The sequence below is a fragment of the Acidipila sp. EB88 genome (genome assembly GCF_003858395.1).
In the GTDB taxonomy this organism is placed as follows: domain Bacteria; phylum Acidobacteriota; class Terriglobia; order Terriglobales; family Acidobacteriaceae; genus EB88.
In genome coordinates this window covers 472,255-489,231 of sequence record NZ_QWEV01000005.1, presented here as the reverse complement: position 1 = coordinate 489,231, position 16,977 = coordinate 472,255, and the positions used below count along the sequence as shown (strand labels likewise).

The 16,977-nt window shown below is 64.4% G+C and carries 12 protein-coding genes; 6 read left to right on the top strand and 6 right to left on the bottom strand.

The features are described 5' to 3' along the window. Window positions 1-244: 244 nt before the first annotated feature. Window positions 245-1,780 (bottom strand): pitrilysin family protein, encoded by a 1,536-nt coding sequence (locus D1Y84_RS02930; protein ID WP_124847188.1) that lies wholly within the window; start codon window positions 1,778-1,780, stop codon window positions 245-247. Continuing rightward, window positions 1,777-3,477, bottom strand: a complete 1,701-nt coding sequence (locus D1Y84_RS02925) for a pitrilysin family protein (protein ID WP_124847187.1) — start codon at window positions 3,475-3,477, stop codon at window positions 1,777-1,779. Before D1Y84_RS02925 ends, D1Y84_RS02930 begins: the two co-directional genes overlap by 4 nt. Before the next feature lie 694 nt (window positions 3,478-4,171). Between D1Y84_RS02925 and D1Y84_RS02920 the strand changes: the two genes are divergently transcribed. Beyond that, the gene (locus D1Y84_RS02920; RefSeq protein WP_124847186.1) at window positions 4,172-7,867 is read left to right on the top strand and encodes a protease pro-enzyme activation domain-containing protein; all 3,696 of its coding nucleotides are present in this window, start codon (window positions 4,172-4,174) and stop codon (window positions 7,865-7,867) included. Between the two features lie 220 nt (window positions 7,868-8,087). On the opposite strand, the gene D1Y84_RS02915 is transcribed toward D1Y84_RS02920, so the two are convergent. Continuing rightward, window positions 8,088-9,173, bottom strand: a complete 1,086-nt coding sequence (locus tag D1Y84_RS02915; RefSeq protein WP_199726344.1) for a hypothetical protein — start codon at window positions 9,171-9,173, stop codon at window positions 8,088-8,090. A gap of 397 nt (window positions 9,174-9,570) precedes the next feature. Between D1Y84_RS02915 and D1Y84_RS02910 the strand changes: the two genes are divergently transcribed. Next, window positions 9,571-10,095: a YtxH domain-containing protein gene (locus D1Y84_RS02910; RefSeq protein WP_124847185.1), complete on the top strand. Its 525-nt coding sequence runs from the start codon at window positions 9,571-9,573 to the stop codon at window positions 10,093-10,095. 113 nt (window positions 10,096-10,208) lie between these two features. Then, window positions 10,209-10,838, top strand: a complete 630-nt coding sequence (locus D1Y84_RS02905; RefSeq protein ID WP_124847184.1) for a hypothetical protein — start codon at window positions 10,209-10,211, stop codon at window positions 10,836-10,838. A gap of 146 nt (window positions 10,839-10,984) precedes the next feature. Here the strand turns inward: D1Y84_RS02905 and mnmA are convergent, their stop codons facing one another. Next, window positions 10,985-12,103, bottom strand: coding sequence for a tRNA 2-thiouridine(34) synthase MnmA (gene mnmA / locus D1Y84_RS02900; RefSeq protein ID WP_124847183.1), 1,119 nt, complete (start codon window positions 12,101-12,103; stop codon window positions 10,985-10,987). Window positions 12,104-12,273: 170 nt separating this feature from the next. Between mnmA and D1Y84_RS18605 the strand changes: the two genes are divergently transcribed. The 3 genes from D1Y84_RS18605 (at window position 12,274) to D1Y84_RS02890 (ending at window position 14,221) form a co-directional block, all read left to right on the top strand. Beyond that, window positions 12,274-12,399 carry a hypothetical protein gene (locus D1Y84_RS18605; protein ID WP_255424335.1) on the top strand — a complete coding sequence of 42 codons (126 nt, stop codon included), beginning with the start codon at window positions 12,274-12,276 and terminating at the stop codon, window positions 12,397-12,399. A 170-nt stretch (window positions 12,400-12,569) separates the two neighbouring features. Beyond that, window positions 12,570-13,295, top strand: a complete 726-nt coding sequence (locus tag D1Y84_RS02895) for a carbonic anhydrase (protein ID WP_124847182.1) — start codon at window positions 12,570-12,572, stop codon at window positions 13,293-13,295. Then, complete coding sequence (locus D1Y84_RS02890) at window positions 13,292-14,221, top strand: bestrophin family protein (protein ID WP_124847181.1); 930 nt, start codon at window positions 13,292-13,294, stop codon at window positions 14,219-14,221. Before D1Y84_RS02895 ends, D1Y84_RS02890 begins: the two co-directional genes overlap by 4 nt. 33 nt (window positions 14,222-14,254) lie before the next feature. Here the strand turns inward: D1Y84_RS02890 and D1Y84_RS02885 are convergent, their stop codons facing one another. Both D1Y84_RS02885 and D1Y84_RS02880 read right to left on the bottom strand, forming a co-directional pair. Then, window positions 14,255-15,481 (bottom strand): cysteine desulfurase family protein, encoded by a 1,227-nt coding sequence (locus tag D1Y84_RS02885; RefSeq protein WP_233581042.1) that lies wholly within the window; start codon window positions 15,479-15,481, stop codon window positions 14,255-14,257. A gap of 154 nt (window positions 15,482-15,635) precedes the next feature. Further along, a complete protein-coding gene (locus D1Y84_RS02880) occupies window positions 15,636-16,769 on the bottom strand; it encodes a citrate synthase (protein WP_124847179.1) in 1,134 nt (377 codons plus the stop codon). Window positions 16,770-16,977: the final 208 nt, after the last annotated feature.

Sequence of the window (16,977 nt, the reverse complement as noted above, 5' to 3'; positions counted from 1 at the left end):
GGTGCGGTTGAGCGTCGCGCCGAAGCTTTTGTATGCCCCGTTCAGTGCATAGTGCTAGGTTACGCGCTGTTACCAGTAGATGCGATACAGCTAGGTCGTGCTCCCGGCAGCGATGCGCACCCGGGTACCAAGGAACAAGAAGACGAGAAGGACGAAAGAACGGAAAGGTCGATCAGGTCAGGGGTACCCGGGTGCGTGTTGCAAGGTGCGTATCGCAGCGCAGACAGCCGCGGGCGTGTCGCCGTTATTGCGGCGGCGCTCCGGGACCATCCGCACCGCCGCCGCCCATCTGCTTGCGCAGGGCTTCCGGCACCTGGATGGTGATATCCACAGGTTGCGCCGGCCCAAGCTTCAACTGCGAAAGCGGCTCGCCAAACTCCGCCTGGTTGCCCACAACGAGCACGGCCAGCTTGGACGGGTCAATGCGGGTCTTTGCGACGCGCTCGAGGTCTGCAACAGTCACCTTTTCGACGCCGGCCCGGTACCGCTCGAGATAGTCATCAGGGTAACCGTAGAACGCCAGCCGGGCAGTCGCGGAAAGGACCTTCTCGCGGGTGTCGTAGTTGAAGATGAAGCCGTTGAGCACCTGGTCCTTTGCGAGCTTGAGTTCGTCTTCGGTAAAGGGCTCGGTGCGCAGCGCGGCCGTGTCCTTGAGCATCTCCGCGCTGGCCTCGATGGTGCTGGCGCTCTTGGTGGAGGCCTCGACTCGCAGCATCCCGGGGTGATCAAAGGATGCACCCACGCCGCCGCCGACGCTGTAGGCGAGGCCGAGCCGCGTGCGAACGTCCTGGAACAGCCGCGAGCCGAAGCCGCCGCCGAAGATCTCGTTCAGCACCGAGAGCGTGTAGAAGTCAGGGTCGTCGCGCCGAATGCCAAGCCCCACGATCCAGACATTGCTCTGGTTCACGTCCTTCTTGTCGACCAGGTACAGCCCAGGCTTCGGACCGGCAAAGGTGTCAGCAGGTTTTGGCAGTGCCGTGCCCTTGGGAAGCGCCCCGATCGCCGCGCGGAGCTTCGCCTCCATCGCGACGGCGTCGAAGTCGCCCTCGATGCCAATGATCATGTTGTTGGGCGCGACGGTGCGGGCATGGAACGCCTCGAAGTCGGCAACCGAGACGCCAAGCACGCTGGCCACCGTGGCCGAACGGCCATAAGCGCTGGCACCGCCATAGACAAGCTTGGCAGCTTCACGCGCGGCGATGCCGCCGGGGTCGTCGTTCTGGCGAAGGATGCCGGCGATGTTCTCCTGCTGCGCCAGCTCAAGCTTGGCGGCGTCCCACTTGGGGTGCAGGAGCAGGTCAGTGACTAGTGCAAGCACCTGGTCATGGTCGCCCTTGAGGCAGGACCAGGAGATGCTCGAGGAGTCAACGTCGGCGCTGGTTTCGATCTTGGCAGCCTTGGCTTCGAGCAGGTCGTCGAGCGCATCGCCGCTCTGGGTGGCCGTGCCGCTGGTGCGCCACACCTCGCCGTAGAGCTCCATCATGCCGGCCTTCGCCGCGGGCACGTCGCGGCTGCCGCCGTGCATCTCGATGAAGCCGCTGATAAAGGGCAGTTCGTGATCTTCCTGCAGCAGGATCAGCGCGCCGTTCGGCAGTTCGATGCGGCGCGGCTTGTGCGGCACAAAGGGCGCCAGCGGGTGGAGGTTGAGCTGCTGCCAGGCGCCGGGTAGTGCGGCGTTGCGTGCGTCCGGCGGCACCACGGGGTGGGTGGTCTGCTGGGCGTGGGCCGTGCCGAGCAGGGAAGCGGCGAGCAGGAGGGCGAGGCGCGGCTGGCGGTTCATCGTGCACCGCCCGTTGCCGGTGCGGCGGATGGCGGTCCGGAGGGTCCCGGCTCGTTGCCCGTGTTGGGCGCGGCCGTGGCACTGGGCGCATCGGGCGCATCAATCTGGGCGTAGGTACGGTTCGCCGTCGTAAAGACAGTGTTGGCGACACGGCGGATATCGGCTTTGCTCACCTGGTTGACCCTGTCGAGCTCGAGAAAGAGCTGTTTCCAGTCGCCGTAGCGAAGTTGATAAGTGGCCAGCTGCTCGGCCAGACCCTGGTTCTCATCAAGGCCGCGCAGCAGGCTGGCGCGGGCGCGGGTCTTGAACATGGCCAGCTCGGCATCGGTAACGTCGGTGGTTTTCAGGCGATCAATTTCCTTGTGGATCGCGGTGCGCAGCTCGGCGTTGGTGTGGCCGGGCGCAGGCACGGCGAAGAACCCGAACAACCCCGCATACTTGTCGCCGGGAAAGCCGGTGAAGCCCTCTGCCTCGGCCGAGATGCGCTGGTCGCGGACCAGCGAGCGGTACAGCCGCGAAGTCCGGCCATTCGAGAAGATGTCCTGCAGCGCGTCGTACACCGAATCGTCCGGGCTGCGGTAGTCGGGGCGGTGGTAGCCCTCGAGGTACATCGGCTGCGAGGCCATCTGCAGGTGCACAGCCCGCTCGCCGGCCTGCGGAGGCTCTACCGTGATCACTCCCTGAGGCTTGGGGCCACCATCAGGAATGGCGCCGAAGTAGCGCTCCAGCATGGGCAGCGCGTCGGTATTCTTGAAGTCGCCGACCACGGCCACCGTGATGTTGGAAGGCGCATAGTAGCGCGCGTGAAAGGCCGCGGCTTCGGTCGCCGTGATGTGGTCGAGTTCACTCTGGTAGCCGACGTTGGGCCGGTGGTACGGGTGGGCCGAGTAGGCGGCTTCGAGGAAGTTCTCGATCAGCCTGCCGACAGGGCTGGAGTCAACGCGCATACGCCGTTCTTCTTCCACCACGGAGCGCTCACGGTAGAACTGGCGAGGCACCGGGTGCGCGATACGGTCGCTTTCGAGATAAGCCCAGAGCTCCAGGCGGTTCTCGGGCATGGACCAGAAATAGCGGGTGTCGTCGAGCGAGGTCTGCGCGTTCAGCCCGGAGGCGCCATTGGCCTCGGCGATCTCGGTGAACTCGTTAGGGATCACGTACTGGTTGGCGTCCTTCTCGGCAGCCTCGTAGGCGGCCTTGAGCTGCTGCAGCTTCGCGGGGTCCCGGTCGACACGCTTGACCTGCTCGGCGTCATATGCGGCATAGGCGACTTCCAGCCTGGCCAGAGCCACCTTCTCGGCCGGGTAGTCGCGGGTGCCGATGTCCTCGGTACCCTTAAAGGCCAGGTGCTCAAACATGTGCGCGAGGCCGGACTGCTGGCCGGGATCATTGGCATCACCGGCGTCGACGATGGTGGTGTAGGAGAAGACTGGCGCATCGGTGCGTTCGCAGAGCACGAGGGTCAGGCCGTTGGGCAGTACCTTGACCACGGTGCGGCTCTGGAAGTCGGCCAAGGCCCGGGCGGCGTCCGGATCCTTGAGCGTAGCTGCGACGGCAGCCGGGGTGCTTTGCGCCGGGGCGCTGAGCGCGACGAACAGGATCGGAAACGCGGCCAGCAGGATGCGCCGTGTACGGGAAGACAGGCGAGCGTGGGAGCGGGACGAGCGATGCGGCAGAACACCGGACTGGAAAGGCGCCATGGAACCTCGGGCGTGTGTGGGGCCAACGAGCAACGCAAAGATGGCAGTGCTGCACTGCGCACTCGCTCCCAGGGATCACGCGTTCTTTGAAACTAGAGGCGCGTTCCTGCGGTGTCAATGCAGAGGCAGTTGCCCAGCACGCCGAATCAGCAACCGCGGGGAAGCCGGATCTCCTGGAAGAAGCAGTACTTCTGTCGCTGTGCGTCGTGCGGGGAGCACCTGCGAGGCCGAATGCATTGCGTGCGCTTCGTTCAAGGTGGCTGGCTCGCATGACTCAGCCAATCCATGGATCAAGAGGGCGCAGCCAGGAGCACTCCCTGCGTGGTTGTGCCCGGGTGAAAACGAGTCATGCTTTTAAAGGTAGCCCGGCGCGTCCCGGCGACAGTACCTTGCGTCTTGCTACAGGCCGGTGCTCAAGAGCGCGCCCCTTCCGGAAGAAAGAAATGGGGAGCCGCGCAACTTCTCTCCACGATTGCTGTTTAAGAGGGCAACCGACAGTCCGTTTACCGGTTGTGCTGTTCCGCAGCAATCGGTACCGCTGTACCTGCACGTTTCGCTTTTACTCTGTCGCGCGTAGGTCCGAACCAGGACACTGGTCGAGGCAATGGCTCGCGATCATTCTCCTGCCGCTGTAGACTGCCGTCCGAATCCGGCCGTCTGTACTGGTTTACATAACCGATAGAGTGGGTCTCGCATGCGTCTGTGGTTTGCTTCTGTATTTGCCTCCTGCTCGGCGATCGCCGCTGCCGCGCTGCTAGCTGTGCCCTGTGCCGATGCGCAGACGGCTCTGCTGGCCACGCCGGTAGCCCGCGTCGGCGCCGTTGTTTCGAATGACTCGTTGGTGACGCTCAAGGGCAACATGCACCCGCTGGCGCAGGCACGCTACGACAGCGGTGCCGTGTCCTCCAGCCTGGCGACGGGCCGCATGACCATGCTGCTGAAGCGCTCCGCCGCGCAGCAGTCCACACTGCGCGAGTACCTTGGCAGCCTGCAGGATCCGCACTCGGCCAACTACCACAAGTGGTTGACCCCCGCGAGCTACGGAGCTTCGTTCGGCATCGCCGACGCGGACCTGGCAGCGGTGCAGACCTGGCTGGAAAGCCAGGGCTTCAAGATCGAGTCCGTCCCGGCGAGCCGTAACTTCATCCAGTTCTCGGGAACGACGGGCCAGGTCGCGCAGGCGTTCCACACCTCGATCCACACCTACGTGGTGAACGGAGTCACCCACCACGCCAATGCGAGCGATCCGCAGATCCCGGCCGCGCTGGCGCCGGTGATCGCGGGGCTGTCCCCGATGAACGATTTTCGTGCAAAGCCCCTGCACCAGTTGAGCAGCCACGCGCAGGCGACCGCTGCTAACGGCAAGCTGCAATTGAGCAACATGGTGACCACCGGGGTGAAGCCTGACCTGACGGTCACCGACGACGGCACCAACTTCCTGCTGGTGACGCCTTCGGATGCGGCGACGATCTACGGAGCGGGCAACGCGTTGAACCGCAACTACACCGGGGGTACCGGCAACCAGGGTGCGGGCGTCAACATCGGGTTTGCCGAGGTCTCCGACCTGCAAACGGCGGACTACCTGCGCTACCGAGAGCTTTTCCTGGGTGATCAGACAGCGCCAACCGCGGTGATCGACGGCACTGACCCGGGCGTTCTCGACGAGGGTGACGGCGATGAGGCCCTGCTGGACGCGGAGGTGGGTGCGGCGCTGGCACCTCAGGCCGGCATCTATGTCTACTCCTCCGGATCGGATCTGGTCAACGATGGGCTCGCCAACGCGGTGCTCCGCGCGATCCAAGACAACGTCGTCTCGGTACTGAGCGTGAGCTATGGCGAATGCGAACTGGGGCTCGGCATCAGCGGCAACGAGGAGTGGTCGGAGCTGTGGCAACAGGCAGCGGCCCAGGGCATCACGCCCGTAGTGGCGACCGGCGACAGCGGGTCGGCCGGCTGTGACGACCCCGACAGCGAAACGCAGGCGCAATATGGCCTCGCGGTGAACGGCATTGCCTCCACGCCGTACAACGTGGCCGTGGGCGGCACGGACTTCGATGTGCTCTCCACCAGCTTTTCGAACTACGTGCTGGGTTCGACGTCCACTTCAACCACGGCGCTGTATGGATCGGCAATCCAATATATTCCGGAAAATCCCTGGAATGATTCGATCTCAAACGCAACCCCGGGGAACTACTCGGCAAATACAGCGGCGACCTATAACGGCGCGACCACGATTGCGGCTGGCAGCGGCGGCGCCAGCAGTGAAGCGTATTGCGCGGGCACGGTGGACGAGGCCGGCAACTGCTCGGCAGCGCTGGCCGGCTATCCCACGCCGCCTTTCCAGACAGGGCTGACCGCGGGCTCGCTGGGCGCCGTGTCGGTGCGGGCGATCCCGGATGTGGCGATGTTTGCCGCACCGGGCAGTCAACACCCCGCGGCCTGGGCCTTCTGCTCGGACAATGTGCTGGACGGCGAAGCCACCGCACGCACGGACTGCGCGCCGGCCTCCACGGGCGCGACGTTTAATATCAGCGGCATCGGTGGCACATCCGCTTCGACTCCGGCCTTTGCCGGCAGCCTGGCCCAGGTAATTGCCTCGCTCGGCACCGCAACGCGCCTCGGTCAGGCCAATAACGTGCTGTACAACCTGTTCAACAAGGGCACGGGCAGCGTGTTCAACGACATCACGGCCGGAAACAACTCTGTCCCCTGCACCGCCGGCTCTCCTAACTGCGGCACCAATGGCTTCCTCGACGGCTACAACGCCAACGCTGGATTCGACCTCGCCAGCGGCCTCGGCAGTGTCAACATCGCCAACCTGGTCACGGCGTGGCCGACGGCAACATTCACCCAAACGAGCACCACGCTGCTGGCCAATAACAGCACGGCTGCTGTCACTATCGCGCATGGTTCCCCGCTGATGCTCACTTCCGCGGTCAGCCCCTCGACGGCGACCGGCGCCGTGTCCATCGTCGGGCCGACCAACCAGCAGGGTGCGGCGGTCACTGAGCTGATTCCGCTCTCCGGCGGCACCGGCACGATCAACCCCGTCGATCTGCCTGGCGGTTCGTACACTATTCACGCGTACTACCCGGGTGACATCACCGATGGGCCGAGTACGTCAGCGTCGATCCCGGTGACGGTGACGCCCGAAGCAAGCACTGCTTTTTTCCAGATCCAGATTGAAGACGTTGACACCGAGAAAGCCATTGGCTCCCCGGCGCCTTACGGTGAATATGGCTTTGCCTACGTGACCCCTGCCAACACTGATGCCAGCAGCGCAGGTTCGCATGGTCCGGCCACTGGTACCGTCACGCTGCTCAACAATGGCGCGACGCTGGCCACCCAGACCCTCAACTCCGTTGGCACCGCAACATTTCCACTGGACACCCTTGCTCCTGGCACCTATGCGCTGGGCGCAAGCTACGGCGGCGACGCCAGCTACAACGCAAGCTCCACCACCAGCAATGAAACCCTTACGATCAGCAAGGCGCCAACCCAGCTCCTGATCTCGGCAGCCTCGACTACGATCGCGGCCTCGGCCTCGACCACGGTCTCGGTACAGCTCAATACGGACAGTGTGGGCGCTTACCCGACGGGTCCGCTGACGCTTACCAGTGGCACGACCAGCTTCACCGGCACGCTGCAGCAGGGCACGCTCAGCTCCGGCGCCGTGGCGGAACTGGAAGTCTTCACGGTACCCGGTTCGGCCCTGGCGAGCGGCGCCAACACGCTTACCGCGAGCTATGCCGGCGACACCAACTACGCGGCAGCAGGCTCGATGACAATCCCGATCACGGTGACCGGCGGCAGCAGCACCGGCGCGGGCTTCTCGCTGACCGGCCCCACGGGCGGCATCACGATCGCCAGCTCGGGCGCCTCCGGAAGCGGCACGGTCTCGATCGCTGCCACCAACGGATTCTCCGGCGCGGTCAACCTGTCCTGTGCGGTTACGGCTGTGACAGGCAGCGTGACACCCACCTGCACGGTTACGCCTTCCGTGACGCTGAGCGGCACCACGGCTCAGGCTGCGACGCTGACGATCAACACCACCGCACTCAGCGCCTCCCTCCTGCGGCCAAACACGGGCGCTCCGGCAGGCCTGGAGCGGCTGCTGGCAGCGGGCGGCGGCACCGCGTTGTGCGGGCTGGTTCTGTTCGGCATCCCGGCGCGCCGTCGTGGATGGCGGCAGATGCGGAGCGGCGTGCGCGCCGCGATGCTGGCTCTGCTTGCACTCGGTGTTGTGGGCGGCTTCGGGCTAATCGGTTGCGGTGGCGGCAGCGGCTCCACGGTTTCGCGTGGCACGCAGGCTGGCACATACACGGCAACCGTAACCGGCACGAGCGGTACCACGACGGCTAACACGCAGGTGTCGGTCACCGTGCAGTAGCGGCGAACGCGCAGCTGTACACAAACAACAGGCCCGGCAGAGATGCCGGGCCTGTTGTTTTGCGGCAAAAGGCTCCAGCGAGAGAGTTCTGCGGGCGTGGTGCTGTGATTGCCCGACCCGCATCCTCGAGTGATGCGCAAAGCGCACGCGCCATCAGCACTGGACATCGCTCCGGGTGTGCCAGCCCGCGCTTATCTGTCGATGCAGCAAACGGACAAGCTCAGCGCGGGATCGTAAGCCCGCGCGGGTCATCGTACCGCATCATCAACGCCCAGCCGTACGCGGTGCGGGCGCGGCTGTCGTCGTGCACGGAGCTGTACATGGCGACCGTGATCTCGTTGCGCCCGCGGCGGAGGGGGATCGAGAAGGAACCATTTTCGAGCGACAGCCGGCCATCGGGATCGCGTCGTTCAGCGTCCGGATAGTAGAAGTTTTTGCCGGATGTGATCAGGGTGCCGTTCACGAAGACCCATGCCTGCCCGATCCACCCCAGCGACACCTGCTTGTTTTGGTCGCGGTCCGACTCCACAGAAGAACGAAGCCAGGTGAGCGACGGCGGTGCGTCGGACGCGCTGAACTGCCGGTTGAGATTGACGATGCCGAATCGCTCGGAGCGCACAGGCTTCCAGTCCGCGGTGGCTGGGGGCGCCTCCGCGTACCGGGGCGCGATCCCGTAATGCAGCGGCGCCAGCGGTGCCAGCAGCCACTGGTGCACGATGCCCGGCTCCTTGCCGTGCTCGTCGGCAAGAGGAGCCGTCGGTAGGCTGTCGGTCTTGCCCGGTGTAACCACAAGGTTGGCGAAGGCTGCAGGACCGTGCAGCTCGAGTCCACCATCGGGGGCATTGGCCAGCAGCTCCCCGACCACAAGGGTCGGTTGGACCGCATCGTTGATGAAAACGTTCATGCGCCTGCCCGAGACCACGAGGCGCACGTGGTTCCACCCGTCTGGAAAGACCGGGGCGCGCCGCTGGTACTCGGGGTAGACGTTCCAGAGCATGAAGCCGTTGATCACCGGGCTGTACTGGATGCAATCGTTCTCGGCCCGGCAGTCTGCAAGGCTGCGGATGTAGAACTCCTCGGCATTGTGCGCGTCGTGCTGGCGGAATCGAATGCCGGGTATGTCCTCGGCGAGCGGCTTGATGTCGAACTCGATCGTTCCATCGCGGAACCAGAGGCCATTGAGCGCAAGGTCGCCTGACTTGAGCACAGCAATGCCCTGCGGAAATCCTTCCCTGCGGATGTACTGCACCTCTGATTTCGCTTTCCCTACCGGGTGCCAACGGGCATTGGTCATTGGGATAGTCATCGGTTGAACAGCAACATGACGCGCGCCTGCAGCAACAGGCGGCTGCAACGCGTGTGTGGGGTTTGCCAGTGCAAGGCAAAGTGCCGGAAGAAGATAGCCGATTGGAACCCTATGCATCATGCCTGCTTGTCTGTTTTCAGAACCTGTTGTGCAAGGTTCAGGGTAAAGCGCCAACCGTGCCACCGTTACAGTCACGGTTGTGGAAGCCCCGCTCTGGACCCACGCATGCTGCCTGCCGCGATGGTGTTGCCTCCTTGCACGGCCCGGGCAGGTTGTGCCGGTGTTGGCTCGGAGCGCAGGGTACAGCGTTCCAAGGCCTGCGTGCATCTATTCCCGGGACAACTGCTTATTGCTGTTCCGGGCAAAGCGCCCGGCGAAAGCCTACAAGGAGATCATGATGTCTGAAGATACACGCGGTGGAAGTGCATTCAGCTGGTTTTTGGCAGGCCTGGGCCTCGGCTCTTTGATCGGCGTGCTGTATGCGCCCAAGGCAGGGCAGGAGACGCGCGAGGAACTGGTAGCCAATGCGCTCGGTTCGACCGAGTACGTAAAGCAGCGTTCGCGCCAGGTGTCACAGCAGGCCGGCGAGTACGTGGAGCGTGGCCGTGGCCAGGTGAACCAGTACGTCGAGCGGGGCAAAGGCCAGGTCAACGAATATGTTGCACGCGGTAAGGATCAGGCCACTGGCTATGTAGCCACTGGAAAGGATCAACTGCAGCAGGCTGTGAGCAAGGGCAAGGATGTGCTCGAGACCGGCCGCCAGAAGATCAACGAAGTCTACAGCCAGGGCGTACAGTCCGTGGCCGAGCAGAAGGAAAAGATCGCTGCTTCGTACGAGGCGGGCAAGCAGGCTTACGTTGAAAAGACGGTGCCCCCGGTTGCGCACGAAGACTTGATCCCCAGCAGCGAAAAGCCCAGCTAATGCGCGTAGGTGGCAGGCGCATTTCGTCTGCCACCGGTTCGGCGGCCGGGTAGGAGCGACCCGGAAACCCGTCAGGTCTGCTCAGTAGTGCTTGCACTTGAAGGTTGGAGATCATGCCCGTCGCACAGCCGCCGTATACCCTTTTTCTGATCTTTACGATCGTGGTCGTGGTCAGCATTGTGGTGCAGATGATCGTATTCGCGGTGCTGGCGCTGGGCCTGCTCAAGGCAGTGCGGGAGCTCACAGCACTGGCGAAAACGATCTCTGCCAAGGCCCTGCCGCTGGTCGGTACGGTGGGCGGCATCGTGGAAGATGTTCGCCCCAAGGTGAGCAGCATAGCCACCTCGGTCTCGGGCATCATGAGCGACGCCAAGCCGAAGATCAGCACCATCACGGGTCACATCGTCGACATTACCGGCACGGTGCGGGACCAGACCGTGCACGTCAACACCACGGTGGACGACGTCGTGGATAAGACCAAGGCGCAGGCAGCCAAGGTGGATGACATGGTGTCGGCAGTGCTGGGCAGCATCGCCCACGCTGGCACAGCCGTGCAGGCCGGTGTCACCAAGCCGGTGCGGCAGGTTGGTGGCGTGCTCAGCGGCATTGCCAATGTGGTAGAGACACTGTTCCAGCGGCGCAACAGCGGACGCCAGACGCGGACCGCCTCGAGCGAGACCTACGTCTACGACCCGTCTGTTCCACTGGATGAAGACCGGCACGTGGAGCGGGTCGAACTGTAATCGGAACTCGGTAGCAGATGAATAGAAAAGCGGGCGCGTACCGGTAAGCAGTTACACCGATACGCGCCCGTTCTGTTTCCATCGCACGCATCGGCTGTGCTGCTGTATGCGGGCTCATCGCCCGGCGCCTGAAGCTGCGAACAAAACTACTGAATCCAGCCGCCACCGACAACCTCGTCGCCCTGGTAGAACACTGCGGACTGCCCCGGTGTAACGGCACGCTGGGGCTCGTCAAATGTGACCTCGACAATTTCATCCTCGACGAGACAGATCGAAGCCGCGGCAGGCTCGTGTCGGTGGCGGATCTTGGCTTCCACCCGCAACGTACCTTCCGGCCGGTCCACGCTGATCCAGTTGAGGCGATTGGCGCGGAACGTCCTGCGGTACAGTTCGGGTTCAGTGCCCACCGTCACTTGGTGCGAGTCGGGATGGATAGCGAGCACATACAGCGGGTTGGGCCCGGAAAGCCCGAGACCCTTGCGCTGGCCCACCGTGAAGTTGTGAATCCCGGCATGCTGACCCACGGTCTCACCTCTCGTGGTGACAAGCGCACCGGCGGATTCGGGCAACGCTTCATCCTGCTCCTCGAGATACGCATCAAGAAACTGTTTGTAGTCGCCGCCCGGGATGAAGCAGATCTCCTGCGAATCAGGCTTCTGCGCGAGGGCAAGGCCGTGCTCGGCCGCCAGCGCCCGCACCTCGGGCTTGGTGTGGTTGCCCAGCGGGAACAGGGTGCGGCTCAACTGCTCCTGCGTCAGGCCGAACAGGAAGTAGGTCTGGTCCTTGGAGCGATCGGCCGGCCGTTTCAGGATCCAGCGGCCGCGCGCCGGGTCGTACTCGTTGCGTGCATAGTGTCCGGTTGCGATGCGGTCGGCGCCGATCTGCCGGGCGGTCAGCAGCAGCTGGTCGAACTTGAGGTGGTTGTTGCACAGCGAGCAGGGAATCGGCGTCCGCCCGGCAAGGTACTCGTCCACAAAGGGCCGCACCACGTCGCGCTCGAACCGCGCCTGCTCGTTGACCACGTAGTAGGGCAGGCCGAGCGCTTCGGCCACGCGACGCGCGTCGTACACGTCGTCAATGGAGCAGCAGCGCCCCTGCACCTGCTCGGGCATGCCCTCTTTGCCGGCAAGTCGCCGCTGGTTCCAAAGCTGCAGGGTCAGGCCGATAAGGTCCAGGCCCTGGTCCTTGAGCATGGCCGCGACCGTGGAGGAGTCGACCCCGCCGGACATGGCCACGGCTACCGTGTTGTTGTGCGCAGAAGGCATCACGTACCAGTATCGCTCATGCGTCGCCCGGCAGGGGCGCGCGCCATCGACTTGCCTGCGCCACCGATGGTTCGCCCGCCCAGGGCCAGGACGCGGCACAACCGGAGCAGGCAGGGCGCTGAGCCTGCGATGATGTGTGAGCAGACGCGAAAGCAGGAAGAGGGTGCAGAATGGCGACGTTTCGAATCGTAATGGAGACGCTTGGTTTTGTGGTGTTTCTGGGGATGCTGACCATCGCCTGCCTGCCGTCGGCAGCGATCCGGCAGCTGGTAAAGCGGATCACGCGTAAACCGTAGCTGGGCGAGGCAGAAGACCCTGCCGGAGTGTGGCGAGCCGGTAGTATGGTGCCCACAGGGTTGGTCTCAGCAAGCCGGCGCGCATAGCTGATGGGTGCCGCGCGGGCGTGGTGGCGCAGCGCCAGGTCCATTAGTACGTCGAACAGCAACGACAGGTTTGGGGGATCAGTATGGGTAGCAACGTGGTTCTGGAAAAGCTGAAAGAAGGCGTGCGTCGGTTTCAGTCCGAGGTACACGCAGAGAAGGCGGAGGAGTATCGACAGGCCGCGTCGACCCCGCAGCAGCCGCACACACTGATCGTGGCCTGTGCCGACTCGCGCGTGGACGTGGAGTCGATCACGAGTTCGGGACCGGGCGAGGTGTTTATCGCACGCAACATCGGCAACATGGTGCCGGCCTATGGCGTGATGATGGGCGGCGTAAGCGCGGTGATCGAGTATGCGGTTTCGGCGCTCAAGGTGCAGCACGTGGTGATCTGCGGCCACTCGGACTGCGGCGCAATGAAGGCCCTGCTGAAGCCGGAAAGCACCGACGCCATGCCTACCGTACGGGCATGGCTGAACAACGGGCATGCCGCTCTGCAGGTAGCCGATGCCCTGGAAGGCACCGACGTGGGACCGACGGAACGGCTGCCTCGTTTGACCGAGCAGAACGTGCTGATGCAGATGCGCCACCTGAAAACACACCCCAGCATCGCAGGCGCCCTGGCGCGCAACGAGCTGACCATCTCCGGATGGGTCTACGAGATCGGAACCGGGCAGGTTCGCATCGCGGAGGATGGTGACCGGGCGTTCGTGCCGGTGTCGACTCAGACGGCAGCCGACTCGGTTGCCGTCGCCGCAGCCGGTTCGGGCGCCGCTATTCTGGCCTCGAATCCGGACGCTTCCCGCGCATGATCGTTCCCAAGGGGCCGCAGCTCTCACGCATGATCCGGTACGTGGGCAAGCCCGCGCTGGCGTTGGTGGCGTGGGATGTACTGGTGGTGGTGGCCTACAAGCTGCTGCACTGGCAATGGATTGGGCTCAAGGAGGTGCCGCTGGCCTTTTACGGTTCAGCGATCGGCATCATCGTGGGCTTCCGGAACAACTCGGCCTACGGGCGCTGGTGGGAGGCGCGCACGCTGTGGGGCCGGATCGTCAACGACAGCCGCAGCCTCGCCCGGCAGGTGTGCACGACCATGCGCTCAAGCGAGCATCCCGAGGCCCAGGCAGCTGACCTCGATGCCATGGACCGGGAGCGCAACCGGATCGTGCACTACCAGATCGCGTTTGTGCACGCGCTGCGTCAGCAGCTGCGCGGACTGGACGCGGTGACGGTGATCCAGCCATTCGTCTCACCTGAGGACTACGAAGCACTCCGCGACGAGAAGAACGTGCCGCTGGCCCTGCAGCGCCGGCTGGGTACCATGCTGCGCGACGCCCGCCGCCACGGCTGGATCGACACCATCGAGTGGCAGGCCATGGACCGCAACCTTGACGATCTCGCCGACGCGCAGGGTGGCACCGAGCGCATCAAGAACACGCCGCTGCCCAAGCAGTACGACTACTTCCCGATGCTGTTTGTGCAGATTTACTGCGTGTTGCTGCCGATCGGGATGGTCAAGGACCTGGAGTGGTTTACGCCTCTCGGCTCCACGCTGGTAGGCTTCATGTTCCTGGCGCTGGACAAGATCGGGCGCGACCTGGAAGACCCGTTCGACAACGAAATCTACGACGTGCCGCTTACGGCGATCACCACCACCATTGAGATCAACCTGCGGCAGTTGTTGGGCGAGACTGACCTGCCCAAGCCGGAAACCCCGGTGCGCGGAGTGCTCTGGTAGGAGCAGGGCTGCATCGTCTCCAGCGACTCGGGACTATAGAGTGGGCTGCGGGAACGGCTCGATCTGCAATCCGTCCTGCGGTTGTGCGGGCGAGCCGGCCTTGTAGACAGGGCTCAGTTCGCGCAGACGGGCGACTGCCGCGGGCACCAGTTCGCAGGCGCGATCGATTTCCTGCTCAGTGGTCGCGCGCGTAAGCGAAAAACGCAGCGAGGCGCGCGCGCGGTGAGCGCCCAGCCCCATGGCGGTCAGCACGTGCGAGGGCTCGGTCGCACCGGAGGCGCAGGCGGATCCGCCCGACAGCGCAAGCCCCTTAAGATCGAGCGCGATCACCAGCGCTTCGCCTTCCAGATGGTCGAACCAGAGGTTGGTCGTATTGGGCAGGCGCGTGCCGGGCGCGGTAGGGCCGTTCACGCCACACTCGTCGATCTCGGCCAGCAGCGTGGCTTCGAGCCGATCCCGCAGTGCGGCGATGCGCGCAATCGTGCCGTCGGAAACTGCCTGCAGGGCGAACCGGATTGCCGCCCCAAGCCCCACGATGCCCGCGAGGTTCTCCGTGCCGGCGCGCCGCTGCCGCTCGTGCGCGCCTCCGTAAAACAGCGGCTGCAAAGGGGTGCCGCGACGCAGCCAGAGCGCGCCCACGCCCTGTGGCCCGTGGAGCTTGTGGCCGGACAGGCTGAGCAGGTCGATTCCGAGCGTCTTAACGTTGACAGGAAGCTTGCCAATGGCCTGCACCGCATCCGTGTGCATCCACACGTCAGCCTCGGCGGCGATGCGGGCAATCTCTTCCACGGGCTGCAGGGCCCCGGTCTCGTTGTTGGCAAGCATCACGCTGACCAGCGTGGCTGGCGGTGCATTGGCGAGTGCTTCGCGCACCGCTGGCGGGTCTACCACGCCAAGCGGCGAGACCGGCAGGAAGCGCACGTCGCCCCCGCGCACAGCCAGCGCTTCGGCCGCATGGAGGATGGCATGGTGCTCAATCGAAGTCGTGACGAGACGGGCGGGTTCACCGGCGTCGAGCGCCTTGCCAAGCATGCCGAACAGCGCGAGATTGTCGCTCTCGGTGGCGCCGGAGGTGAAAACGATCTCGCTCGAGCGTGCGCCCAGCGCGGCGGCTACGTCTTCACGCGCCTGCTCAACGGCCATGCGCGCCTGCTGCCCGTAATGGTGAATGGAGGACGCATTGCCGAAGCTGTTCATCAAGAACGGGCGCATCGCCTCGAAGACCTCGGGAAGCAGAGGCGTGGTGGCGTTTGCGTCCATGTAAATGCGCTGCATCACTGCGTCAAGTTTACGCCTCGGGGCACGCCGGTCCTTGGAGCGAGACCAGCGAACCACCCGCAGCGTGTGACGGACGGGTGCGCGGCTCGGCCTGCTTCTGCGAGCGGAAGCAGGCCGAGATACCGTATCAAGCTGCCTAGCGCTGGTCGAGCGGAACGTACGGCGCGGGGTACGCGGGGCCGCTGTACTCCGCGCGCGGGCGGATCAGGCGGTTGTCGTCGAGCTGCTCGATGATGTGCGCGGCCCAGCCGGCTACGCGGCTCACGGCAAAGATCGGCGTAAACAGGTCGAGCGGGATGCCGAGCGTGGTGTACGTGGAAGCCGAGTAGAAATCAACATTGGCATTGAGCTTCTTCTCGGCCTTGATGTACAGCTCGATGGCACGCGACATGTCGAACCACTTGGAGTTGCCATCGGCCTTGCCGAGCTGCTCGGACATGCGGCGGAGGTGCGTCGCGCGCGGGTCTTCGGTGTGGTACACGCGGTGGCCGAATCCGGAAACCTTCTTCTTGTCAGCCAGCATCTGGCGGACGAACTCGACCGGCTCGGCGCCTGCCTTGTCGATCGCAAACAGCATGTGCATGACCGCCTCGTTGGCGCCGCCATGCAGCGGCCCTTTGAGTGCGCCGATCGCGCCCGTAACGGCGGAGTGCATGTCGGCCAGGGTTGCGGCGATGACGCGCGCGGCGAACGTGGAGGCGTTGAGCTCGTGATCGGCATGCAAGATCAGCGCGACGTCGAATGTGCGCGCGGCGGTTTCCGAAGGCTTTTCGCCCAGCAGCATGTACACGAAGTTCGCCGCGTGGGAGAGCGACTTATCAGCCGCGACCGGCTCCTTGCCATTGCGGATGCGGTCCCAGGCGGCCACGATCATGGGGACCTGCGAGGTCAGCGCGAATGCCTTGCGCAGGTTGGAGGCATGGTCCACGGCCCGCTCATCAGGATCGTAAAAGCTCAGCGCCGATACGGTGGTGCGCAGCACCTCCATCGTCGAGGCCTTGCGCGGAAATGCGGCGAGCATTTCCAGGATGGGCGCGGGCAACTCGCGCGCGTCTGCAAGCGAGCGGGTGAACTCATCGAGTTGCTGTTTGGAAGGCAGGTTGCCAAGCCACAGGAGGTAGGTCGTCTCTTCAAACGTGGAGCACTGGGCGAGTTCGTGAATGTCGATGCCGCGATACGCCAGCACCCCGGCTTCTCCGTCGATCCAGCAGATGCGCGAGTTCGCAGCGACAATGCCTTCGAGGCCTTTTCCTGCCACAGCAGTGGACATACATCTCCCTTTTGATCGACCGAATGACGGACTGACTCAGCTACGCGTACACAGACGCAGCGCCAGAGAAGCCTGCTGCCCGTGCGCGAGCAGAAACCTCCTTGGCTGAACCCAGAACTAGGTTATAGCGCAGCGGCGAAAGGCTTGTCACCGTTGCGTATGGGCGGGGAAGCAGGTGCGCCGCCGGGCGGAAGCTGTGGTCCTGCAT